Here is a 22678-nt window from a genome sequence, read left to right as displayed (position 1 = left end):
TCAGTAGTCAGTAGTCAGTAGTCATTATTTCCTATCTATCTTCAACTACTCCAACTAATGATTGCAAGTCGAAGTCTTTGTCCAATCCGCTGAGACAAATGCCAGCACTCATAACTGTCAAGTCATTTTTGGCGATCGCAGAAGTGTGATGTTCTCCAGTCCCGCTAGTCCATTCAACCAGCCAATAATTTTCGCGATCGAAAAAATCCCGCAATTCACCGCCGCCCATTTTCAACGCCCGCTGCAAGCGCTTTTCTTCCCGTACTTTCGGATCGAAATCTTTAATATTTCGGGACACCAATTCGTAAACAGTTCGCATTTCCGGCGTCATCCCTTTAAAGCGAACTTCTAGAGGCAAAATCAACTTTTTTAAAGCTGCTTTTAACTTCTCAGAAGGCAGCGGCTCGGCGCGCCTGTCAATCTCTTCAAACCACAAACAATGACCGTCCCAGCGCGCAACAATCGGCTCAAACTGCGAACCTTCTGTTACTAAATACACTGGTACGGGTTTCGCAACACCCGTGCGCTGTTTAGCATCAGATTCGTTAACAGGATAAGCCAGCCACGTTTGCCCTTGCAGCGCGTAAGCCAAGTGCAAGCGAACGGGGAGGAGGAGTTGCAAATACTCGGCGACTTGCGGCAAACTTGGCTCCTCAATTACCGCAGCAATTTTCTCATTAATAGGCTGAAAAATAGCCCATCCTTCCAAGTTGCGTGGCTGCGGTAGAAAAGTATAAACCATTGAGCTAACTCTTACCCGCACCCTTCCCCCGCGCACGCATGGAGCCAGGAATTGGGTATCGAGTAGCTGCCCTTCTTGGGCAGCGAGTTGGCTGAGGATTTTGCGGATATCTGCCACTGAATTGACCTCCGTTATCTTACTTTTTGTTACCTAAAACACTTTTAATTTAAAAAAATATAAAGATTGTTTAACACTATTGACAGGACTTAATCTCCTAATCTAATATTGAGCGAACCTCGCAACTTAACCTGGTAAATATCTTAAGTAAATATGCTGCAAAAGCTTTTTTCTAAGTCGGTTGTAGTCACAGCTTTGACACTTCCTCTTTTTGGCTCAGTCCAGGTAGCTAAAGCTCAGGACAGCTATGGAGCTACTGCTTATTCTCCGACTTCTGACGCCACTGGTATTAGTTGGGATCATGCTACAGAGAAAGAAGCACTAAACGCTGCAGTAGCCGTCTGCAATGAACAAAGCGGAGGTGCTAACGACTGCGAAGCGCTGACATCTAATAGTAATAATTGTGGAGCGATCGCAGTAGGCAAAGGAGGAGCCGGTGCGGGCTGGGGCGACGATCAAGCCGCAGCAGAAGCTCAAGCTCTCGCCGGTTGCAGCGAACTAGAGGGCGGCAGTTGTAAAGTGCAGCTTTCAGCTTGCAACAACTAATTAAACTGATAAAAATCGGTGGAAGAGGTGTATATGTTGGCTGCTAAAACAGCTTAAAAAATAGTAAATGTATGGTGTGCAATGCACACCATACCAAATACAACTCAGCTAAAATTAGGGTACGCAATGCACACCCTACGCAGTTAATCTCCTACTTCGGAAGTAACTGCATCTGGTGGCAGCAAACTTTCTAATCTATCTTTAGACCAGTATTCAGTAGGGTAAGCGAGTGCAATAATATCAGAGAGTCGAATCAGCCACGTAACTTGTCCGTAAGCATCGATATTTTCCGCCTGTTCGTTAGGGGGAACTATCACCAAAAGTTCCGCAAACTCCCCGAACAAATTAATCGGGATGCCGCCGAAACTGCTATTATTTGTTTTAATCCAAACTTTACTGCCTCGATCGAGAGCTTCTTGGAGTCGCTGGCAGAGCAAACTGGATTTTTTGACCTGGGATTTTTTGGCTTTCGACTTTTTTCCCATAGTTTTAAGAAGTTAAAGTAGTTGTATTGTGGGTTGCACAGTTCGTTAGACAGTGGGTTGAGATATAGTGCGATCCTCTTCGAGGCCTTCGCTAACGCGGTTTGGTATTGAAACGGACTGAAGCAAAAAGGGATCTCGCCCCGTCCCTACCCCATTACTCTAGTCTATAAGAAAGTGCTGTACTGCGATCGTAATAACAATTTAATGGCAAAATCGCGAAATGACACCAGTTCCCAAAAAATGCGAGTCTAGCCAAGCTTCAAACCCTTAATTCATCAGTGATTCCCAATCTAAAATCTAAAATCTAAAATCTAACATGGTATGACCTGCGGTGGCACTGTTACAAAGTCAGTCAACGATGCCCGTGTTTCTACTGTGTCCAAATGCAGTATAATCGGCGGAATCTTCCCAAATCGTTTAACTAAAACAATGGACTGGCGAAAGCTCATTCATCCAAACCCGAAAGCTTCAACAAGTCAACCAGCAGCGCCAGAAACTCGATTGTCTGTAGAATTTTTGCTAGGGCTCTTTGCTGCGGGATGGACTCAACAGCAGGTGTTAGAAAAATATCCCGCACTGACTTCGGAAAAGTTACGCGCTGCTTTGGCTGCTGCGGATTCCCACTTAGTCTCAGCCATCGCTAATCCAGAATTACAAGAAATTATTGATCAAACTAGAGAATAATTGAAAAAAGGTAAAAAGTTGTTGCTTGAGGATATTGAGGGAGATGTTTGCTAGTAAAGAACGATATTAAATCTCAACTTCCCCTTAAATTTTCTCTAACTCTTTCCCGAAACTCCAACACAGCCTCAAGGGGGTCAGGCCGTTGTACATACTCTGCAATCACTGATAAATCCAAATTCGGCAGCAACTCGCTTTGCTGCATTTTTTCATATTCCTCTCCCCGAAGATGATAAACCTCAAAGCGACGATTTTTCCAGAACCAAACCTCTGTGATTCCGAGCTTTTTGTAAACTGCTAACTTGTCCAAACCGCCACTGCTGAGTACAACCTCGATCGCCAAATCAGGAAATTCTTTTTCTGTACCGATACAATAGCACTCGTCCGGTTCTGTACCGCCCTTTTTTGCTTGAATGCGGAAGGTAGTTGAACCCAATCCCCAAAACCGAGTCCGTGTTTCTTGAAAATACGCTTCTAGCAGCATCCCAATATTGGTTTTATCTCGATCGTGACGGCGACTTGGGGCCATAATTTCCAGCACTTCATCTAAATAAGTAACGCGATACCAAGGACTATCTCCGAGTTGAGTCAGTATTTGTTCATACTGTTGCCAACTTACCCCGCTGGTAATAAATCTTTCCACGGGATCTTCGGTGAAAAGCTCTAATTCGGTTGCTAAATCTTTGATTAATATTGAAGTCACCAACTGCGCCTCCCAAGTTTAGAGTCTAGTAGAAGATTGTGATTCTGTCATCAATGATTTAACTGGCGATCGCTACCTCATTTTCACTATCATCCTCTTCATTAATGCCAAATTTTTTGCAAATTTCATCAAGTGTCTGAGGTTGAATGAGTCTTGATTTAGCTCGCTTCAGTGCCGTTAACAAACGAGTTACAGTGGCAGGCGATCTCAGCAAATAAAGTGTTTCTAGCAAACTTTCTAAGGATCGCGAATTAAATAATTTACACTCTTGAAAGTGGGGAGTAGGGGTTGGGCCTAAGAGCCCGCCCTTTCTGGACGGGCGGGACGCCCATCCCACAAGAACCATCACGCATTGTAAGTTATTTAATTCTCATTCCTAATTAAACCTCAGAAATCCAAACTGCATTGTTGCCGTTAGGTCTAGTAATAATTATTACTTCCCCAGTTTCAACAGCGCGATCGCAGAGATTTTCTAAATTTGCTTCAGCGTCAGTGTATGTAATCTCAGTTGACCTACAATTCTAACTCCCACTAACTTTGCGAGCATGGCCCGCGAGCTTAACTCACGAGCCATGCCCCATTATATCACTTGTCATCCCTCACAGGCAGTGACGTATCAAGAATTTCCATCAACAATTCCAGTCGCGAAGGACGGCTCAACATCGGCACTAAATTCGGTAAGGAGTAATAATCACCCGCAAACGTAAAGGTTTCTACCGATACTTGTTTGTCCTTCAATTGCTTCTGGACATATTCGCACCAAGCACCAACTCGCACAATCACAACATCAGGAATTACCCCCAAACTGCGGCAGTAACTCTGATAAGTATCTGCAAAATAAGGTGCAGCGTTTTCGCCTTCATCTGTTACGATAATGAATTGCTCGACAACCTGCTTTTTAATTCGCATTGCTTCCACCGCGCAACCGCAACTTGTGCCGCCGCCAGCGCGAATGTGCTTGAAAGCGCGTTCCCAGTCTGTCAATTCGCTGCCGTTTGCTTGCACTGGATACGGCATCGTGTCAAAGGCATAAACGAACAGTGCAGCCTCGGAAATGCCGGAAATCAAAGCAGCGAGACGCTTTCCAACGTCGATCGCACTTTCCATTGAACCCGACTTGTCAATCAACAAACCAGTTGCTTTGGCAATCTTGCCGCGCTTCTTCACCTGTTCGTTTGTCACCGCTTCCAGCTTCGTCGCCGTTGCTGCGTCGAAGTTCGCGCCCGCACCCGCAACACTCGCTTTGTAAGCAGAAACCCGATCGCACTTTGCCGCTTCATCCAGCTTCGAGTCAATCAACTGCTTGACTTCCGGGTGTTCCATCGCGCCGCGCGACTGAATCGATTTCAAATTGTTGATAACTTCCTGCGGCGACATCGAGTTAATCAGCGCCGCCAAAACCGTTGGCGTTAGCTGTTTGATCGCACCAACTGCGATCGTATACGGAATCTTGTACTCAACAATCAAATTCGCCTGTTCCGCAGGTGTCGCCGCCTTTGCCAACTGCTTCAAAACGAATGCCAGAGAGTCTTCCGGCGGATTGTCTTTAAACAGAATAGCATTAGCGCGATCGCTCGGCTTGACGTGCAGCGTTGCGTACAAATGCTTCATCGCCTTGCGGTTGCGGATGGCGGCGCGATCGAAAAACTGTGCATTCTTTTCCCGCGATTTCAGATAGCGAGTGACAGCAGTGCGCGCGCTGCGAGGCATCTTATTCTGGTGCCGCTTCATAAAGTCCACAATCCGCGAAACTTCGTAGGGAGGGAACTCTTGCAGCATCATAAACCCGGCATCCCGGTGTTCCGTCAGCGCCGAAGTTAGCAAATTTCCGACAAAAACTTCCTTGTGGTCGCGCACGTCGCCTTGACGCTGATACCAGACTGCTAAATGACCGTAAAATATTGGGTCTAATTCGATAATTAACTTGTGGATTTCTGCTACTTTTTCTAATTGGCGGTGAGGAGTTGTCAGCAGGCTGTTGAGCATTTCCAAACGCAAATCGCGCTCTGCTGTATTCATATTCATTGGTGTTACCTTCCTATTCGATTTTGGATTTTGGATTTTAGAAGTATTCAAAATCGGTGGTTGGCAGTTGTTGCACGCTAGCAAGTGAAATTTAAAAATCACCGCGCAAGTTTGGGGAGCTTTTTTTTAGTAAACCTATGGCTAAACCTAATAGGGTCTGTATGTAAGCTCTCGCGATTGGGGCGCGGCAAAAACTGCGATTTTAAATTAACTATTTCAGGGAAACTGTTTCTAATTCGATCGCTCTCAAGTCTGGTTCAACCCAGCTATTTCGGGCTTCCCAAGACATCAGCCGATCGCGCGTGTAGTAGCGAAAGGGTAAAGTGCGATCGGCGTATTTTGCAATCAAACCGTTAGCCAAATGTACGATCGAGCGATTTTGGCTTCCATCGGCGAGATACCCGCGAATAGTTCGCACCCAAAACAGGGTTAGTGTTTCGTGATACCCGCTGTTTTTTGTGGTTTCAATTCCTTGAGCCGAGTTGTAACGTTTAATGCCATTGCGAATCGCATTTATCGCTTCTTGCTCTGAGTCATAACACAGATACCAAAGGGCAACGGTTAAATGTGCTTCGTGCGTCCATTGACTTCGCGACAGGTTGCCTTCTTGGAAGGCATGAATCAGACTGTCTATCTCCTTGGGCGATCGGTAAATTGCCAGTTTTTTTCTCATGGCTAATACCCAATTTATTTTTGAGGACGGAAGTCTTCAATACAAACAGGATTACTTAATTATTATCCTGAATTAACAACAAGAGTTTATAGCGCCTAAAAGGTCACTTCGCGCAAGTCAAGAAAGCCGTTGGCACATACGCAGGAGTTGAACCCGCGACCAGTTCCTTAAAAGGGAATTGCTCTACCAATGAGCTAGTATGTAAGCTTCCTTTGTTGGGGCGCGAAGTGGAACTTTTAAGCGTCGGATAGATATAAAAAATTTAGCTATAAAAGGCAGCGCACAAGTCAGAGAAGCTTTTTTTCACGCTCTCGAAAGGTAGGAATTGAACCTACTATTCGATTTTAAGTGGAACGTTTTTAGTTTGTAAGCTTCTTTAGTTGGGGTGCGCTGTCTAATACGTGCTTTAAGTGAATTTCTAGCCGTAAACAGCTTCTGGCCGGACAATTAAATCACCGCTGGGACGGCGATCCAGAACGTAAGACTCGAAGCGAGATCCCTTGACATCAAAATGATTTGCCAGACGTTCCTTAATAGCCTTGTCGCTCATTCCTGCCGCGATACCCAGTTGGTCTTCGGCCAGATCGTAGGAACGTCCTTCAAAACGAATGTGAACCATTACCGATACCTCCTAGAGCAATTTTGGATTTTGGATTAGTAGCTTATCTGCTCTCGACTTTGGCTTTTTGTGAGACTTAGCAAATTGCCAGTATCGGTAAAGATTCACGAAATCTGATAATCTTTACTGAAAGAAGCGCCGTTCTAAATGATAAGCTTGTTTAATTTGGCGGATTTGCTCAGCCTTTTTGGTTGATTGAAATCTGGCTGAACTTGTCTGTTCTGAATCCGCATCAAATTCGTTGAAATTAGACTGATTTCGTACAACATCTGACTCTAACAGAGTCAGTTTGTAACCGAACAGTCTCGTATAAAGTAACAACATGACCATCGAGTCTATGTTACAAGACTTTCAAATTGATGTTCATTGAAATTTTGAGCAATATTTAGTTGTCAAGGTTCAGAATTTGCACGAGAAATACAGGTTTTTGCTTGTCCTGCGCTTTCCATATTTATATACTACACGCATACTACATAAGTGTCAAGGGGGTAGCAAAAGTTTTTTTAGATCGGATATCTCGCACTATTGTCAGGAACAGGCAAGATGCCTGTTCCACAAAGAATGAATTTGATTGTGGGGAGTAGGGGTTGGGCAGGAGATCCCGCCCATAATTAGATAGGACTTATGCACGGGTAGCCCGAAACCGGGTTGTTTCACCAAAAAATATCGATTAAACATCCTTAACATAGGAAATGCTGTTGCGAATATTGTGGAAGCCAGCAGACTCGTAAAGTCGCATCGCACCTGATGAATTTTCAGCATCGACGCCGATAATAGCAGTAGCCACACCGGCAGCTTTGAGTCGATGCAAACCACCGAGCAACATCGCTCGTCCCAATCCCATTTTGCGGAAGCCGCGCCGAGTGCCGAGACAAGCAATCCAGCCTTCATTGCGCCCGGTACGATCGCACTCTTGCACACTAATCTCGCAGTAACAAAAACTGACAAATGTGCCGTCATCAGCAACAGCAATCAAGTCTAAATCATTTCTGTAATCGGGTTTAGCTAACTCGTGCTTAAATTTATCCACCGTTAAATCGTGATGATTCCAGTGATCGATAAACGACTGGTTGAACATTTCTACCCAAGCTGGGGCATCCTGTTCGCCGGGGAACTGACGCAGCGCGAAACCTTCGGGGAAGTGCGGTTCTGGGATCGGTTCAGAGAGCGATCGCGCCATGCGGCAAAAATAGCGATCGACCTTAAAACCGCAACTTCCCAGCACAGAAATGCGATCGCAATCCTCAGCGCGAGCGTAGGTTCGCAGCTTCACGCGCCCGCCCCGCATTGCAGACACTTCGCGCATCCGCACTTCACCCCAGGCGATCGCGGCTGCTTCCACATCGCCTCCGCGCGCCTCCGGGTGGACGCGAAACCACAGCCAACCGTCAATTACTTCCCCAGGCTCAGAAACTGACAACTGAGCAAAACCGATTAATTTTCCCTCCGCATCTTCCCAAAGGCGGATATCGCGTGCTACATCTAGGGACAGTTGGTTAAATTCTTGTTGTAGTTCCGAGATGGAAGTGCCTTCATCGAGCCGATCGACTTCTTCGCAAGTATTGATTAAATGGGCGATCGCATCTAAATCGCGATCGCCCGCATAGCAGCGCGCCGAGAGATTTGCCATTATAGCTAATCACCATTTCCTGTTGTTATTCAGTTTAAAAATAGCTTGGGCGATCGCACTTTTATCGATCGGATGAGCCGATTGACATTAAAAATCCGACCACGCAAACACCCCGGCGCATCAAACCGCCGCGAGTTTCGATAAATTCAGGTTCAGGATTTGGGATGCGAGTAGAAGGAGTTGAATTAGCACGTTGCTGTTTCGGGGCTACCACGGGGAGTAGGGGTCGGATTGCCCCTACGGAAAACCAGGGTTTTGTAGGGGCGGTGACAAGAGTGCCCGCTTAGCCCATAGACGAGCGGATCGGGGCTTCAGATATCGGGGCTCTTCACGAGGGATTGCCCCTACAAGAGAATGAAACAGCCGTGCGCGGGTTCGGGGAGGGTTGGGGCGGGGTAAAAAATTTACGACTCCCGCAAGGATTGCTATCTCTGCGGTGAAAAATTCCCAACGAGGAGAAACTCGATCTAAAGTTGCGAAACTCCGATCGGCCTAACTGCCCTATTCCTCTCAAAAACAGCCCTCGGTTTCAAAGCAATTCTCAACAACAGCCACAACGATCGCCATTCTCCGGGAGTTTCCTGCCGCTGCCACTGGCCGGGCCGACAGTACAGCATTTCGATCAAACAGCGGTGCTGGCTAATGTTCAGGCGATCGAACGCAATTCGCACAGTGGGAAATTCCACAAAACTGCCGTCTTTTCCATCCCGAAAACTCGACTCCAACTGAGATTTATCGCTCACCAACTCAATCTTAGCCACAGGAATAAAACAGTTCTCTTCCATAATTTTCAGAGTCGCCGAATCGCAATCAATCAAACCTTGGGCCAAAGGACGCTCAGTGCCCAACTCAACAACAGAGGGCGCTACGGATCTCCTTGCTTTGACTGCCGCACTGCGAGAGAGCGCTTTTATTTTACCCTGCAATAAACTTGTCTGAACGGCATATTTTGGCAAAATCTCTGCTGGGGTCAAACTCTCTTTACTACCATTACCTTTCACCGCAAAACTTGGCCACTGCGTCAGAGCAACTTCAGCGCCACTTTCCGAAATTACAGTAGTTATACCCCAAAAACTTTTACCGCCAATATTTAATTGTACCACCCTGCGTAAATTGAACCATTCGTAAATGTCCGGCTTAGGAATATCCACCAAAATTAGTAAGGCAATCCCGATCATCAGCAGGTTGTACGCGCTCCAAACCCATCCCAAACTCATTCCTTTTGACAACAACAAATGTGCACTTTCTGATATTGACTGTACGGTGCCTACATTTTTCACTAAATTAATGTTTAAATTGTGCCATAAACTGAATGCTGTAGCTGCGAACAAGACAATCAAAGGCCATCCCAAATTCCAGTTAAAACGAAAGCGATCGCTCGCAATTCCTTTTGGCGTCACCTGAAACCCTTTCCCAAAGGGATTCAGCATGGAACTCACCACCGTCACCGCTAAAGGAATACACTGGACGAACGAATAAATATCGGAAAGTAAAGCCGATCCCGATCTGCGGTTCAGCCAAGAAAACACAGTAAGTTGCACCAAATAGTAAGGCAGGAAAAAGTACAGCAATTCCGGCGCACTTGCCCGCAAAGGAATTATGCCGAGAAATGAATAAGCTAAAGGTATCAACAGATATAAAACCTTGGTTAAACTGGTAAACCAGTGCAGCAATCCTTCCAAATGAGATAGCCTCTGTACGAATGTAAGACCGCGAATTGTTAAAGGATTGGAATCAATAAAAAATGCCTGAAGCGTGCCTCGCGCCCAGCGTAGCCTTTGATTTAGATGAGCCTCTATATTTTCAGCCGCCAAACCCGCACTCAATTTTTCATCTAAATAAACTAAGCGATATCCAGTTGCTGACAGCCGAATTCCGGTAAAATAATCTTCGCAGATTGAATCTGTGACCAAGCCTCCCGCTGTTTCTAAAGCACTCCGCCTAACTACAAAAGATGTACCGCAACAAACCACGCTGTCGGCGCTGTCTTTGATGATTTCAATTTGCCTGTAAAAAATTTCTTCTTCCGGCGCGATCACATTTTCTAAACCTAAATTACGGGAGATGGGGTCGTGGTTGTAAAAGCTTTGCGGTGTTTGAACGAGGGCGATTTCGGGATTTTGAAAAAATCCAACTGTTCGAGTTAAAAAGTTTTTAGTGGGAATAAAATCTGCATCGAAAACTACAATTAGTTCTCCATTAGTTAGGGGTGTGGCATGATTAATGTTTCCAGCTTTGGCGTGAATATTATCGGGTCTGGTTATATACTCGCATCCCAGTTCTTTTGCCAGCAACTTGATTTCAGGGCGCTTGGTATCGTCGAGCAAATATATTTTTTTGTGGGGATAATCTAAAGCTTGACAGCCGATTACACTGCGCCGTAAAATAAAAGCCGGTTCGTTGTAAGTTGGGATAAAAATATCTACGGGCGGGGTGAAGTTTCCAGCTTCAACTGCAACTGCCATGCGATCGGCTTCTCGACGCCGGTCTTTCATTCTCAGCATTAAATACATTTGAATACTGGTGTTGAAAACCAGTAGCATTTCTAGGAAAAACAGCCCTAAACTAAAGATACCGTTGAGGGGATCGGTTAAATTTAGAGTAGCGAGCGATCGCCATAAAACGTAGCGAATGGTTAAAGCTAGAATTATTGCAACTACCACAGCGCGCGACCATTTCTGCGGTTGAGGCGAAATTTTAATTGCAGCTAAAGCGGCCGAAACCAGCATAAAAGTCGGCACTAACAAATACATCTTGCTCGTAGCAGGCACTTGCAGCCACACAGGCGGGTTTTGCTGCCAAATGTTGATTGTGGCAAAAATACCGCTGACTGTACCTTCACCGGCAAACCAGGCCCCGGCGATCGCACCTGCGAAAGCAACCGCCCCCAACACGACTAGCGTTGCCGCCCGCACCCGCGAAATCCGCCAAAAGTGGCGTTTCAAGTCTTGAAGATCAAATCTTGAAGTTGTCATAAAATAATTTTAAAGTCCCGATCGTGCCTGCAACAGTAAGGGTTTCCTGCTGTCCACTTTTTAATTCAGTTGAAAATTCCGACACACCCCAATTACTATTTTTACATTTTTTAACATTCTGACCCTTGTATGATAATTCATCTTGCTTGCTGTTGGCAAACTGCTAAGCGAGTCCAAACCTGGCCAAATATAGCAGAAGCAAGAAGGAAGAAGGCTTGAGTTACCGAGGAGAGAATTCATATCAATTGCGGTAACACTCTTTATGATGGGGAGTGGGGAGTGGGGGAATGTGGAATTGCGCGACCTTGACTTTATTATTCCCACCCAACCGGAAAAGATATCAGAAGCAATCTTCGGCAAGGATTTCAGCAATGTCAGCAACAGGCTTTCCGGCCGATTCCATAATAAAAAATATTTGGCGTTGCATAATTGCGGGATGATTTTGATTGTTTTGTGGGATGGGCCCATGAGCCCGTCCTGTGTATTTTCACAACAGGCGGGACGCCTAACCCCTACTCCCCACAAGAATCATCCTCAAATTATGCAACGCCAAATATTTCTTGTGGGCCGTTTTTGCGACGCGGCCCATAAAAAGCTTATTGAAAATGCTGCAACATCTCCGTCCTAACCCTCGGGCGCGTTTGCTATAGTTCAAAAAAAAATTATCAAGTCTACAAATCAAAGAGGATTGCTATATCAGACTATAGCAATCCTATTTGATTTAACAATTAGACGAATTTGACATCTAACTAAAGGTAGATTAATTTTATATTTATTTAAAAAAATTACCGCGATCGCAGCACAAAATCCCAGCCATCACAAAACTAATCAGCAATTTCTAATTGCGAGATTGCATAGCGGGCGACAGCCAAACTAACTCTGGCTTGTTCTATTTCCGACAATTGGGCCCAAGGTCTTTTAGTCGCCATGACCAATTCCCCCCCTTCCGAATCAACATCTCGCATCGCATAAGCCAAAGGACGTGCCAACACCTGCAAATCTTCCTCAGCCCACTGAGGCAAAATATCTAAGACGCACTCTACCATTTGGTCAGCTAAAGATTGATACTTAACAGTTGCGTTTTGTACGCTTTGAGCGATGCGGGCCAGAAAGTCTTGAGGAACGCGAGCAAATTTCTCGCGCAAAGACTTTTGCAGAGCAGTCGTCAGCCAAACTTGTTCTAATTGCGAGAATAAAACTTGCGACTTCAGGGCAATATCGCTGTCGCTGAATGAATCAGATAGCGCAAATTCCTGCTCTAGGGCAGTTAAATAAGATTCCGATTCAAGCTGGGCAGGATTCCAGGGGTAAGCAACATCAGTCTGAACAATTGTGGCGAGAAGTTCCATCTGGGCCTGAGTTTGAGAGTCGCGAAAATATTCAGAATCAGCAGATTGGGTAGCCATGATGTAATACCTAAGTGGGAGAAGGAAAAGACAGAGGGAGGACTGTGCCAAGAGCGGCGTTGCGAGCTATCAGTGGTGAGTAACTCTTTTAAATTCAGACTGGACACTCAACGCCCAGAACTTTGCTGTGCCAGTAGCCGCTTGTCTTCATTAGCTACACCCGCACCTTAATTCGTTCCGCAATCCGTCTCACTGTACCCCGAAGTTTTAGGAACCTCAATAGTGAACTCAAAAATCTGACCTTGAGAACTGCCAAATTTTAGCTGAGTCCCGCTGCGTAGCAGCAATTCTTGGTGGTGAACTCTCTGCCATCCCTCAGAGCCCAAAACTAGAGTCCCGTAGCGAGAAAAATCGCGCAGGAAGTAGCTAGGTTCTTCGCGGCTATCTCCGATAGTGTTTCGGCAGAAAATCTCGGCGTGTTTTTGAGAAACCCACTGTTCTCGAATCACTACGTCGTTTTCTTCCCAGCGTCCGACTCGAACCATACCTGCGCGAATCGGCCAAACCTGATTGGTCGATTCGGTGGATTTGGCATTTGGTCGATCGCGCCCCCGCAAATAAGCACAAGACGGCAACCGTCCCAGCCAAGTAGAAGAATTTAAAGGCAATTCAGTTTTGAGGTCATCTACCGGCTCAGTTAGCTGACCGTCAAACTCAGGGTGCATATACAGCACAGGCAGCGTCCAAGCCGGTTGATTGAACTTGTAGAGCGTTAGTAACTGCTGTCTGGCGACGGCGACTGCCCGATCGATCGACATCCGTCCGGCCAAAGCTTGGGCAAAACTTTGGATAAAACTCAGGGCCTCGCGATCGGCGATCGAGTCCCGCATCCCCAACACCGCCGGCACCCCGTGATGGATCAGTACCTCAGCCAAACTGCTGCGGGCGATCGCCTGTTGCTGGCCGTTAGTTGAGTGCAGCCTCTCCACCGCCGGCTGAGCTCCCCAGCAGGCATTAAACACCGCCAGCGTCACGCGGCACCGAACTAAAACCTGAGCTAGTTCAGTGCCATTAATCACCGTTTCCGGCCCCAAAAACAGCAAACCGCCGTCGGGGCCCGGTATCCCGTGGCCGGCGTAGAACAGAATGTTGTAACCTTGCGTTTCCAGCCGAGAAATGAGTTCCGCCGGAGTAGGTTCGATCAGAGTATCGACACGAGTCGCAACGCTGATGTCAGAATATTTGCCGCTGTCGTCGGTTTGAAAAGCGCTTTCCAGAACGCCAGCTAGGGCGAGTGCTTCTGCTTCCAACTGCAAATGACGGTTATTGCTGCTGGAAAATTGAGAATTAGCACCGCGGCCGGGTTCTGCTTGTCCCAAAACTAGCAAAATGTTGAGCGACTCCGCAGGATGCAGGGGTGGCAAAGGTTCAACATTGCTGGTAGTGCGGCTGAAAAGCAGTTGCTGCGACAGAGAAATTGCCGGTTGACCGGCTTGAGGCTGCATAATTTCCCAAGGCAAAGCAATTAAATACGGTTCGCGCAAGTCTAAGCGCACTCGCAGGGGTAGATTTTGCCCGATCGCGATACCTTTACTTTCCTGGAGACTACCCTGAATCGGCCCTTCAAACAGCCACTGCCAAAGATTAATCCCCAAATGCTGCATCAGGCGGCTGCTGTAGCTTGCCGGTGGCCGAGGCGGATGCTGATCCCCTTTGTCGCCCCACCCTTGTTGACCGAGGTGGAGCGGCACAGAGGGCGTCGGTATTCGTTGTTCAATTTCTGCCAGTATATTCTGGTTGTTTTCCGCCGAGACGAAACTGCCATCAGGATTTAGGGGCAATTCGTGAATTGTCCCGGAGGGCGAAAACATTTCCTGCCAAGCTTTCCATGATTGGGAGAGGGTATCGGGCCACATACAATCGTGGTGAACGTACCCGCTGGGATAGGGAGCTTGTAGAACCCAAGTGGCAAAATGGTTTGCCCCAGCGGTTCTCAGGCGAGCGATCGCTATACTGAGGCAAGGACTTTCAGGGCGCGCCATTCACAAAAAAGCTCGGTAAGTGGGAAGCTCAGAGACTTTAGTCCTGAGAGGAAAACGACCCGGCGATTTCAATCGCTTTGAATCCCCTTGCGGGGTAGAGGGGTATGGTTGCCCCTCTGGTGAGGTATGGTTGCCTCGATCTCCCTTGCGGGGTAATGTTAGCTTGTCGGTCAATGTTATAGAGGCTTGTTAGGCTGGCAGCACTGCCGAGCGTGACTTTAAGGCTGTTTAACTACTAGCGACAGAGCAAGGGACTAGCTTCGCATCAAGCGGGTGTCGTGACCTAAATAACGTAGCCAGTTAAGGCGATAGCTGGTCAGTACAGCTTGCTCGATCGCTCTTACAAGCGAGCGTGGCTTTAGCCCGCTCGTTACTGACAACTACCGACTCTGGATATAGGGTGGGATTGAGTTTATCTATTTGTAGTTTATCGGGTTTGGGGTGCGATCGAGTGCGTGAGATTGCTTTGGCAGTTTTTACTTTTACTTAGTGCCCAAAAATTTATCTATACTCGGTAAATCTACCCAAGTTCCCGTAGCATTCGACTCCTGGGTCAAATCCATCAACAACTGCGAGTAAACCCCTTCTCTGAGGGAGGGTATCAAGGATTTACCGGCATCTATTGCTTCAACCCACCTATCTACTACTCGAATAAACGGTGCAATTCTCCCGTCTGGATAAACTTTAGGAAACTCCAATCTTTGAGGAATTTTGATTTCAGCTAAAGGTTCTCCACCTTGGGAACCCCACAAGCGAAATCCGTGGACGTAATCTTGCTGGTTGTCGCTTCCTAACACCAACGTACCCTTACTCCCGTATATTTCCACCCAGTGTCCCCGCCCTTGATAAGTAACAGAACTCAAACAAACTTGACAAGGCGTTCCCCCGGCTAATTCCAACATCAACGTGCAAGAATCATCTGCATCAACTAATTTTAAATTTCCCCAATCATTCGGATCGGGCCGCCGCGAAATTCCTGTAATCAATTGCCCAGAAAGCCTTTGGGGCGGGCCGAACAGCCAGCTAATATAATCAAAAACGTGAGAACCCGTCGCGCCCAAAACTCCGCCACCTCGCTCTTTTTGCGCGTACCAATTCCAAGGGCGACTCGCATCAGCGCGGCTCGACACCAGCCAATCAATCTTAATTAAACGCTTTTCTCCCACATATTCTGCTGCCAATAATTCTGCTAGCATTTGCCATGCGGGGATGAATCGAAACTCAAAGTCCATTGTGGCAATTGCTCTCGAACCACCATTTTTAAGCTCGGTTAGAGATTCGTTGTTTGCCAATCTGTAAAGTTCCCTGGCTTCATTTGCTGTCAGGGCTGTGGGTTTTTCTAATAATAAATGCTTGCCTGCTTCCAAGACGGTTTTTGCCATTTCAAAATGCAAAAACGGCGGTGTGGAAATGCTGACGCCCGCCACTTCTGGGAGGGCTACTATATCGGCGATCGAGTCGCAAGCGTAGGGGATATTGTGGGTAGAGGCGAGATCCTTTGCTTTGTCTAAATTCCGGTGGTAAACAGCCACAACCTCTGTCCGGTGATGGGCCTGGAATCCGGGAAGGTGTACTTTTTGACCAAAACCTGTACCGACTACTGCAACGCCAATTTTTGACATAATTTAATAATTGGGAATGGGGAATGGGGCATTGGGCATTGGGCCTTGGGCATTGGGCATTAGTAGCAACTATAGCGGTTCTCAAAAAAGTGAGGTATGGGGGCGAGTCCTATGCCTATGCCCTATGCCCTATGCCCTATGCCCGCGAGAGCACCTCATGTTAATGAGAAAGGCTATAACAAATAACTAATGACTTCAACATCCGCCTGACGCTCGATAATTAATCCGTGTATCTGTGTCGTGCTTTCCTTCTTCCCTCATCCTTCTTCCTTCTTCCTTCTTCCTTCTTCCTTCTCCACCCATTCAATTACTTGTTTGCCCAAACTAACGCCATCAAACAAGTCAATTTCTCTGATCCCTGTAGGGCTGGTGACATTAACTTCTGTGAGATAACCGCCAATGATATCAATGCCGACAAAGTACAGTCCGTCCCGTTGCAGCACGGGTTCTAACTGAGCGCAAATTTGCAGTTCGCGATCGGTAATTTCGGTTTTTGCGACTCGGCCGCCGACGGCCATGTTGCCTCGAAATTCATTGCCGGTGGGAATACGGTTGATAGCACCGATGGGTTTACCGTCCAACAATATAATCCGTTTATCTCCCTCTTTTGCTTCCGGCAGATAAGTCTGAACCATCACTGGAATTTGCCCTTGTTGAGTGCTAATTTCGACCAGGGAGTTGAGATTGCGATCGTCGGCTTCCAAAAATAAAATCCCCTCGCCAGCTTTGCCGCCCAAGGGTTTAAGAACTGCCGCTCCTTTTTTCTCAACAAATTGCCGAATTACCTGCTTGTTTTGAGAAACAATTGTTTCGGGGATCGCTCCCTCAAATTGCAAAGCATACATCTTTTCATTCGCCGCCCGCAATCCTTTGGGACTGTTAACTACCAAAGTTTTAGCCGGATCGATGCCATCTAGAAGGTAAGTAGCGTATAGGTAAGGAATGTTGACTGGGGGGTCTGTCCGCATAAATACTGCGTCCATTGCTTCGAGAGGCTGCAAAGTAGGATGTTCTACCTGGTACCAAGCCTCAGCCGCCTCCCAGCGTCCCTCTACCACTTTTACTGGGGTGAGGGCTACCCGACTGAGCATTGCCCAGGTTTTGCCGCCGATGACGCTTAGTTCGTTGGCTTGAGTCGCCCAGACTTCGTGACCCAAATCTTGAGCTGCCTCCATCAGCGCTACGCTGGTATCGTGTCCTGGAATTAGTCGCGCGAGGGGATCGATGATGAATGCAAATTTCATTGTCAATTAAAATTAAGAATTGGTCGCAGGAAAATTTGGGCTAACGGAAAATTCGACAGGGAATGCCTCATTTTGCTGCTAGCAGGGGGTCTAGCTGGCCTAGAGCATCGAGTTTGTGCATTTCGTCGCAGCCGCCTATGTGTTGGTCGTTAATGAATATTTGTGGCAGGGTGCGGCCTCCGTTGGCTCGATCGCTCATTTGAGCCCGTGCTGCTTCATCTCCGTCGATCGCGTACTCTGTAAAATCAACCCCTTTTCGTTTCAGCAGTGCTTTGGCACGAATGCAAAACGGGCAGGTTCTCCAAGTGTAAATTTCTACTTTAGGGGTCATGGGACGCTCAAGCAATAACAATATTTTTTAATTGTAATCTTAACCATAGTGCGGACTGTTTTTACTTCCTAGGCTGAAACCCTCGATTTTTCGTTGGTAGCAAACTTGCCTAGGAGCCTTGAAACCCTTATTCTACGGTAGGCTCTCAAAAACTGTCCGAAGGATTGATCTTAACCAATCTTATTTTAATTTTTATATTTTAATTTTTTTTATATATAGCAACCTTATCTGTTGCACCGGAGGTTATTCATTGCTGAAATCCTTGCCGGGAAGTGCATTTGCCTTCTTCCTTGTTTTTACCCTGACTGAAGTCGCTATAGCTTTCTTCCTTCAACATCCGGCTCTATTTGCAGCGCACAAGCTAGGTGTCAAGTTATTTTTTATATAAATTTAAGTAAACAAATACTCACGCTTAAAAAAACGGAGACATTTTGAAGGCAAACAGGTTGGTCATCAGCCTGCCTAGCGCTGCGGACCAACCTGCTTGTTTCGCTTTCTGCACGAACCGATCATTGCTGCACCTGTCAGTAGGACTGCGATCGCAGTACCCGGTTCAGGAATAGCAGTTGAGTTTCTCGAAGGTGTGCCTTTGTATATTTGGGACAAACTCGGCTGGGTCGCCGGCGGTTCAGGTAATGGCGGCTCGGGTTTGGGGGGTGGTGATGGCGGGCTGGGGAAACAGACAGGAGAATAATTTCCAGGCCCACACACATCTTGTGCTGAAGCCGGAGGGGCGGCAGCTAGATAGTAAAACGCTGTTGCCATTGTGGCAGAGAGTCCAATTGCTAGTTTTGCCAGTGGCGTACACATAACTATTTAGTTAAACAGTGGTAAAATCGAAAAATAGAAATAGTCCTAGAGATTAGCGCTGTACGACGGGCAAGGATTTTTGAGTTCTTACAATAAATGGATGTATTCTCTGACCGACGTCTGTAAAAGATAGTATAGCGCTTGAGGTGAGTGCCCAAACACTTTCATAATAATATTATTCTCTTTCACCTTGACATCGCGTACCGTGGTTGGGCCAGAGTGAAGCAACATCTTTTTGCAACCTCTGAACCAACAGCCCTTACAGCCATTAACAAAGAGTGTTTTGACCTTGACCGCGGCCTCCGGAAATTATTTATTTAACAACCGATCGCAAAATAGAGCTGCTGTATTGTACTTTGCCATGCACAATCTGACTACTCTTTTATAATCTCATAGTTCGACTATATCTGTCCTCAGTATATGTACGTATATTCCCCGATGTCAACTATTCAAAAGGAATATTTAAGTGTTTACCGAGGGTAGAGGGCGTATTGAATGAGCTGAGCTAATCGGTCGCGGAGAGTTTCCATCCCCAAACCCTTGGCCGCCGAAATAAATACTGCTTGAGGAAATTCTTCTCGCGCCAGGGCGAGAGTCTCTCCATCTACGGCATCAATTTTGTTAAAAACTACAAGGGCTGGCCCTGGAGTTACGGGCATATCGGTCAAAATATTCATGACCGATCGAATTTGGCTCTGCCACGCGGGATGGGAGAGATCGACGAGATGCAGCAAAGCATCGGCGTCAGTGACTTCTTCGAGGGTAGCCCGAAAAGCGTCGATCAAGGCGGGAGGCAGTTCGCGAATAAAGCCCACTGTATCTGTGAGGACGATCGACAGGGGTTCCCCGGTGACGCCGGGAATGGTCAACCGTCGAGTTGTGGGGTCGAGGGTGGCAAATAACTGGTCAGCGGCATAGACTTCGGAATTTGTGAGCAGGTTGAGCAGAGTAGATTTACCGGCGTTGGTATAGCCAACGATCGCCACTGAGGGTACCTCGTGATGATGCCGATTCTGCCGCAGCCGGAAGCGGTGCGCCAGCAGTTGATTTACTTCTTGCTGCAATCGAGAAATGCGTTTGGCGATCGTCCGCCGTTCGGTTTCTAGCTTGGTTTCCCCTGGGCCTCTGGTACCGATGCCGCCACCCTGTCTCGACATTGCCTGACCGCGACCTCTGAGCCGGGGCAGGGCGTACTCTAGCTGAGCGAGTTCGACTTGCAATTTACCCTCGCTCGATCGAGCTCTTTGGGCAAAGATGTCGAGAATTACCTCTGTTCGATCGACTACGCGGATACCTATCTGAGTTTCCAAGTTCCGTATTTGTGCGGGGGTCAGGTCGCGATCGAATACAACGAGGTTAGCGCTAACCGTCTGAGCGGTGAGGGAAATTTCCTGAACTTTGCCTTCGCCGACGACTGTCTGCGGATTGGGGCGCGATCGTTTTTGGCGCACTGTTTGCAGTACCTGACCCCCGGCGCTTTCAACCAGCCGCGTGATTTCTGCCAGCCCGTCCTCAAACTCCAACTGAGTCATGTGCTGAGTCATTACACCTACCAACAGCACTTTGTCTTGGTCGGCATCGACCTCCCCCGCGACAAACTCTGCTTCAAACTCTGCTTCGAGTCCTTCCACCAAATCCAGAAAGTCTTGGTCGGCGAGTTCGTCCAAATTCAACGGTTCTGATATTTTCCAGGGAAAGTGTGGACTTTTGATTAGTGACTTTTGAATTGAAGGCTCTTCTATTTCATCAGTTGCATCTGGTTCTAACTGAGCGCTCAAAACAGAGAACTCAAAATTTGGCTGATCTCCCTGGGGTATCAGGTGAGCGAGATAAGCTTCTTGGATGTAACCAGTCGCACCGCCGCCGCGGCGCTGAAATCCTCCCCCCGTCAGTGTCAGCCAAACCAGAGCGTCCAGGCGCTGAATTGCCATTGCTGTGAGGGCTGCTTCGCTTGGGGTTTCTGGCTTTAGGTGGGTGGCGATGCAGCGAATGCCGCTGAGGCGACCTCCCCCGTAGCGGGGCAATTCTAGGGGCGCAATCTGCGTTTGGCGGGGTGTACCCACGCCGACGCGAATTACTTGTCCGCGGCGGTTGATGTAGGTGCAGATTGGTTTGTCTATTTCCGTGCTGATGGCTGCGACGCGCTGGGCGAATTCTGCAGTGGTGATGCGATCGCCCGGTAGTCGCTGGTGGTAAAGCTTTTCGAGTTGCTTGAGCTGGCTGGACTTTAAACCTTGAAGATTGCCGTAGATGGTTTCGATAACTGTTTCTCCCGATCGATCTGTTTATCTCTTATTTTAGTTAACTCAAGGACGATCGTGTTCGGGTTTTAAGTTCCAATTTAGTAAATTTTCTTGCCTCTATCAGAGCGCGGCTTCAGTATTGTCGAGTCACCAGCGCCGTTGTTTGCCGCTACGGGGCGATCGGGCTTTTCACAGCAGCAATCTCAACTTCTAGTTTTATTTAGTATCTACAGATACAGGCGATCGCTGAAAAATCTCGCGCAACAAAAGTTAACACTTTATTTTTTGTTTCTAAATCCTCCTTTAGACTTGTGTGTATCTTGAGCCTAGAGACAGATAGCAAAGCAGAAATTAGGTCGCTACCATGAGAAGCGAACATTGTTAAGGAATGTAAAAACATGGAAACTCGTCCTACTAACCTGCCTCCTACGGCTAATGCTTACAACGGCAAAGATCGGAATGCCTTTTTGTTTGGCTTCAACCCGCAAGCAGAACTTTGGAACGGTCGCTTAGCGATGATCGGTTTCTTAGCTTATTTGCTCTGGGATGCTGCTGGATATAGCGTTCTGCGCGACATTCTCCACTTTCTGCCTACCTACATTGCTCAGTAATGACGAGCAGTCTATCCTGTCTGGCAGCGTGAGAAAATGCCACCACTGCCAGACAGGCTAAAAGTTACAAATGGCAGCGAGTATGGTTTTGTCCCTTTGTATCTTTCGTTACTTTTGAATGGCATTAAAAGACTTCTTGCCGTGATTCGATGATTATGGGTGGGGGCGCTGTCGCTGGCGCGGTGAATATTAATAGCAACAGATATTTATTGCGTAAAGGCGATCGCCCCTGCTGTATTTTTGGCAAGAAATCTCATCGAGCATTTCTGATAATTTATGAAAAATAGGAGCATCAACGATGATTAACTCAAATTTACTGGCAGTAGTAGCATCGACTGTGACTGACACAGCATCAGGAAATTGGCAAAAGCCTCTGGTGATGTTTATTTGCAATATCTTAGCATTGCTAGTTCTCAGCCGCCGAATTTGGTATCCCCACGTCGGGCCGAAAATGCCTTTGCCCTTCCCGTCTTTGTTCAACAATGTTAGCGTACCGGCATTTTTGGCTTGCATGAGCGCAGGTCATTTGCTGGGAGTATTCACGATTTTGTCACTGAGTACCGGCAAGGCTATCTAGTAGAAATTGAGCTCCTTTTGTGGCGATTTCTTGCTGCAATTAGTTTGTTAAAAAGCGGACAAAAAATGGCTGGGGTAAGTGAAAAGCACTCACCCCTAATTTTAATTTTATATATGGAGTGGCGCAGAAAGCGGTTTTTTTACCATCCACATTAGATCAGCTTACTATGCTTAAACCCTTCAAATTTGACTGCAAAGCCATCACCTTGGGGAGCCGCACACATTAACCCAACTTGAAGGATTGGTGACTCAGTTAGATATGCCAGTCGCATCATTGAATAGTCTGACCCATTCAACGAGTATTGCACTTCCACCGTTTCAGCTCGGCGCTTTACCCGCAGCCACAGGGAAACAGGCGGCACTTCAAGCGGCATAACAGACCAATCGGAATAGTCTCGTGTCACAACCGCACTCACGTTTTGCACTCCCTCAACAAACTCAATGCCGCACTTGAGCCAGATATTTTCGCTCTCTCGAATCATCAATCCTGCTTGATCGTAGAGCGATCGATAGCAACCAGTAATTTTGACTTCGGCTGTAAAGTCGCCTGATACTTGACGGTAGTAAAAGTTGCCGTTATCGCGAATAAATCAGTAATGAGTTTGCCGCCAAAAGTCAGTCTTTGGGCCGGCGGTAATGTGGATAACATCGTTATCC

At 47.1% G+C, this 22678-nt stretch carries 23 protein-coding genes and 1 tRNA gene; 5 read left to right on the top strand and 19 right to left on the bottom strand.

Annotation, left to right across the window (positions count from 1 at the left end; translation table 11 throughout):
* Positions 1-31 precede the first annotated feature (31 nt).
* The gene (locus QUB04_RS18885; RefSeq protein ID WP_333286645.1) at positions 32-859 is read right to left on the bottom strand and encodes a hypothetical protein; all 828 of its coding nucleotides are present in this window, start codon (positions 857-859) and stop codon (positions 32-34) included.
* A 153-nt stretch (positions 860-1012) separates the two neighbouring features.
* Between QUB04_RS18885 and QUB04_RS18880 the strand changes: the two genes are divergently transcribed.
* The gene (locus QUB04_RS18880) at positions 1013-1405 is read left to right on the top strand and encodes a DUF4189 domain-containing protein (RefSeq protein ID WP_333286643.1); all 393 of its coding nucleotides are present in this window, start codon (positions 1013-1015) and stop codon (positions 1403-1405) included.
* A 143-nt stretch (positions 1406-1548) separates the two neighbouring features.
* Here QUB04_RS18880 and QUB04_RS18875 read toward each other — a convergent pair whose 3' ends face one another.
* The gene (locus tag QUB04_RS18875; RefSeq protein ID WP_015174354.1) at positions 1549-1890 is read right to left on the bottom strand and encodes a hypothetical protein; all 342 of its coding nucleotides are present in this window, start codon (positions 1888-1890) and stop codon (positions 1549-1551) included.
* A 429-nt stretch (positions 1891-2319) separates the two neighbouring features.
* Between QUB04_RS18875 and QUB04_RS18870 the strand changes: the two genes are divergently transcribed.
* Positions 2320-2574 carry a DUF433 domain-containing protein gene (locus tag QUB04_RS18870; protein ID WP_333145284.1) on the top strand — a complete coding sequence of 85 codons (255 nt, stop codon included), beginning with the start codon at positions 2320-2322 and terminating at the stop codon, positions 2572-2574.
* Between the two features lie 73 nt (positions 2575-2647).
* Here the strand turns inward: QUB04_RS18870 and QUB04_RS18865 are convergent, their stop codons facing one another.
* The 9 genes from QUB04_RS18865 to QUB04_RS18825 all read right to left on the bottom strand — a co-directional run bounded on the left by QUB04_RS18865 (position 2648) and on the right by QUB04_RS18825 (position 11196).
* Positions 2648-3274, bottom strand: coding sequence for a Uma2 family endonuclease (locus QUB04_RS18865; protein WP_333286641.1), 627 nt, complete (start codon positions 3272-3274; stop codon positions 2648-2650).
* Positions 3275-3332: 58 nt separating this feature from the next.
* Complete coding sequence (locus tag QUB04_RS18860) at positions 3333-3506, bottom strand: hypothetical protein (RefSeq protein WP_333286639.1); 174 nt, start codon at positions 3504-3506, stop codon at positions 3333-3335.
* 148 nt (positions 3507-3654) lie between these two features.
* Positions 3655-3777: a hypothetical protein gene (locus QUB04_RS18855; protein WP_333286682.1), complete on the bottom strand. Its 123-nt coding sequence runs from the start codon at positions 3775-3777 to the stop codon at positions 3655-3657.
* Positions 3778-3859: 82 nt separating this feature from the next.
* Positions 3860-5299, bottom strand: coding sequence for a hypothetical protein (locus QUB04_RS18850; RefSeq protein WP_333286637.1), 1440 nt, complete (start codon positions 5297-5299; stop codon positions 3860-3862).
* 211 nt (positions 5300-5510) lie between these two features.
* Positions 5511-5972, bottom strand: coding sequence for a hypothetical protein (locus tag QUB04_RS18845; RefSeq protein WP_333286636.1), 462 nt, complete (start codon positions 5970-5972; stop codon positions 5511-5513).
* A gap of 130 nt (positions 5973-6102) precedes the next feature.
* Positions 6103-6175: transfer RNA gene (locus tag QUB04_RS18840), tRNA-Lys, on the bottom strand.
* Positions 6176-6390: 215 nt separating this feature from the next.
* Complete coding sequence (locus QUB04_RS18835) at positions 6391-6591, bottom strand: hypothetical protein (protein WP_333101629.1); 201 nt, start codon at positions 6589-6591, stop codon at positions 6391-6393.
* Between the two features lie 670 nt (positions 6592-7261).
* Positions 7262-8221, bottom strand: a complete 960-nt coding sequence (locus tag QUB04_RS18830; protein WP_333286634.1) for a GNAT family N-acetyltransferase — start codon at positions 8219-8221, stop codon at positions 7262-7264.
* A gap of 467 nt (positions 8222-8688) precedes the next feature.
* Positions 8689-11196, bottom strand: a complete 2508-nt coding sequence (locus QUB04_RS18825; RefSeq protein WP_333286633.1) for a glycosyltransferase family 2 protein — start codon at positions 11194-11196, stop codon at positions 8689-8691.
* A 289-nt stretch (positions 11197-11485) separates the two neighbouring features.
* On the opposite strand from QUB04_RS18825, the gene QUB04_RS18820 reads away from it, so the two are divergent.
* The gene (locus QUB04_RS18820; protein WP_333286631.1) at positions 11486-11824 is read left to right on the top strand and encodes a hypothetical protein; all 339 of its coding nucleotides are present in this window, start codon (positions 11486-11488) and stop codon (positions 11822-11824) included.
* A 196-nt stretch (positions 11825-12020) separates the two neighbouring features.
* Here the strand turns inward: QUB04_RS18820 and QUB04_RS18815 are convergent, their stop codons facing one another.
* The 7 genes from QUB04_RS18815 to hflX form a co-directional block, all read right to left on the bottom strand.
* The gene (locus tag QUB04_RS18815; protein WP_333286629.1) at positions 12021-12602 is read right to left on the bottom strand and encodes a hypothetical protein; all 582 of its coding nucleotides are present in this window, start codon (positions 12600-12602) and stop codon (positions 12021-12023) included.
* Between the two features lie 167 nt (positions 12603-12769).
* The gene (locus QUB04_RS18810; RefSeq protein ID WP_333286627.1) at positions 12770-14584 is read right to left on the bottom strand and encodes a CHAT domain-containing protein; all 1815 of its coding nucleotides are present in this window, start codon (positions 14582-14584) and stop codon (positions 12770-12772) included.
* A gap of 482 nt (positions 14585-15066) precedes the next feature.
* Positions 15067-16206, bottom strand: coding sequence for a Gfo/Idh/MocA family oxidoreductase (locus QUB04_RS18805; protein ID WP_333286625.1), 1140 nt, complete (start codon positions 16204-16206; stop codon positions 15067-15069).
* Between the two features lie 257 nt (positions 16207-16463).
* Entirely contained in the window at positions 16464-17450 is a 987-nt protein-coding gene (gene gshB / locus QUB04_RS18800; RefSeq protein ID WP_333286623.1) for a glutathione synthase, read from the bottom strand.
* 67 nt (positions 17451-17517) lie between these two features.
* Positions 17518-17781 (bottom strand): glutaredoxin 3, encoded by a 264-nt coding sequence (gene grxC, locus QUB04_RS18795; protein ID WP_333106127.1) that lies wholly within the window; start codon positions 17779-17781, stop codon positions 17518-17520.
* 462 nt (positions 17782-18243) lie between these two features.
* Positions 18244-18546 carry a PEP-CTERM sorting domain-containing protein gene (locus QUB04_RS18790; RefSeq protein ID WP_333286680.1) on the bottom strand — a complete coding sequence of 101 codons (303 nt, stop codon included), beginning with the start codon at positions 18544-18546 and terminating at the stop codon, positions 18244-18246.
* Positions 18547-19061: 515 nt separating this feature from the next.
* A complete protein-coding gene (gene hflX, locus QUB04_RS18785) occupies positions 19062-20654 on the bottom strand; it encodes a GTPase HflX (protein ID WP_333286621.1) in 1593 nt (530 codons plus the stop codon).
* 578 nt (positions 20655-21232) lie between these two features.
* On the opposite strand from hflX, the gene QUB04_RS18780 reads away from it, so the two are divergent.
* Both QUB04_RS18780 and QUB04_RS18775 read left to right on the top strand, forming a co-directional pair.
* On the top strand, positions 21233-21445 hold the full coding sequence (locus QUB04_RS18780) for a chlorophyll a/b-binding protein (RefSeq protein ID WP_333041855.1): 213 nt from the start codon (positions 21233-21235) through the stop codon (positions 21443-21445).
* Between the two features lie 298 nt (positions 21446-21743).
* Positions 21744-22022, top strand: a complete 279-nt coding sequence (locus QUB04_RS18775; protein WP_333286619.1) for a Photosystem I reaction center subunit PsaK — start codon at positions 21744-21746, stop codon at positions 22020-22022.
* A gap of 151 nt (positions 22023-22173) precedes the next feature.
* On the opposite strand, the gene QUB04_RS18770 is transcribed toward QUB04_RS18775, so the two are convergent.
* Complete coding sequence (locus QUB04_RS18770) at positions 22174-22608, bottom strand: DUF1349 domain-containing protein (protein ID WP_333286679.1); 435 nt, start codon at positions 22606-22608, stop codon at positions 22174-22176.
* Between the last annotated feature and the right edge of the window lie 70 nt (positions 22609-22678).

Source organism: Microcoleus sp. D2_18a_B4 (assembly GCF_036702475.1).
Classification (GTDB): domain Bacteria; phylum Cyanobacteriota; class Cyanobacteriia; order Cyanobacteriales; family Microcoleaceae; genus Microcoleus.
This window is presented reverse-complemented; position numbering and strand designations above follow the sequence as displayed.

Excerpts from the sequence above, each read along its gene's own strand:
- QUB04_RS18880 (WP_333286643.1), top strand. The coding sequence starts at position 1,013 with ATGCTGCAAAAGCTTTTTTCTAAGTCGGTTGTAGTCACAGCTTTGACA.
- QUB04_RS18875 (WP_015174354.1), bottom strand. The coding sequence starts at position 1,890 with ATGGGAAAAAAGTCGAAAGCCAAAAAATCCCAGGTCAAAAAATCCAGT.
- QUB04_RS18870 (WP_333145284.1), top strand. The coding sequence starts at position 2,320 with ATGGACTGGCGAAAGCTCATTCATCCAAACCCGAAAGCTTCAACAAGT.
- QUB04_RS18850 (WP_333286637.1), bottom strand. The coding sequence starts at position 5,299 with ATGAATATGAATACAGCAGAGCGCGATTTGCGTTTGGAAATGCTCAAC.
- QUB04_RS18845 (WP_333286636.1), bottom strand. The coding sequence starts at position 5,972 with ATGAGAAAAAAACTGGCAATTTACCGATCGCCCAAGGAGATAGACAGT.
- QUB04_RS18835 (WP_333101629.1), bottom strand. The coding sequence starts at position 6,591 with ATGGTTCACATTCGTTTTGAAGGACGTTCCTACGATCTGGCCGAAGAC.
- QUB04_RS18830 (WP_333286634.1), bottom strand. The coding sequence starts at position 8,221 with ATGGCAAATCTCTCGGCGCGCTGCTATGCGGGCGATCGCGATTTAGAT.
- QUB04_RS18825 (WP_333286633.1), bottom strand. The coding sequence starts at position 11,196 with ATGACAACTTCAAGATTTGATCTTCAAGACTTGAAACGCCACTTTTGG.
- QUB04_RS18815 (WP_333286629.1), bottom strand. The coding sequence starts at position 12,602 with ATGGCTACCCAATCTGCTGATTCTGAATATTTTCGCGACTCTCAAACT.
- QUB04_RS18810 (WP_333286627.1), bottom strand. The coding sequence starts at position 14,584 with ATGGCGCGCCCTGAAAGTCCTTGCCTCAGTATAGCGATCGCTCGCCTG.
- QUB04_RS18805 (WP_333286625.1), bottom strand. The coding sequence starts at position 16,206 with ATGTCAAAAATTGGCGTTGCAGTAGTCGGTACAGGTTTTGGTCAAAAA.
- gshB (WP_333286623.1), bottom strand. The coding sequence starts at position 17,450 with ATGAAATTTGCATTCATCATCGATCCCCTCGCGCGACTAATTCCAGGA.
- grxC (WP_333106127.1), bottom strand. The coding sequence starts at position 17,781 with ATGACCCCTAAAGTAGAAATTTACACTTGGAGAACCTGCCCGTTTTGC.
- QUB04_RS18790 (WP_333286680.1), bottom strand. The coding sequence starts at position 18,546 with ATGGCAACAGCGTTTTACTATCTAGCTGCCGCCCCTCCGGCTTCAGCA.
- QUB04_RS18780 (WP_333041855.1), top strand. The coding sequence starts at position 21,233 with ATGGAAACTCGTCCTACTAACCTGCCTCCTACGGCTAATGCTTACAAC.
- QUB04_RS18775 (WP_333286619.1), top strand. The coding sequence starts at position 21,744 with ATGATTAACTCAAATTTACTGGCAGTAGTAGCATCGACTGTGACTGAC.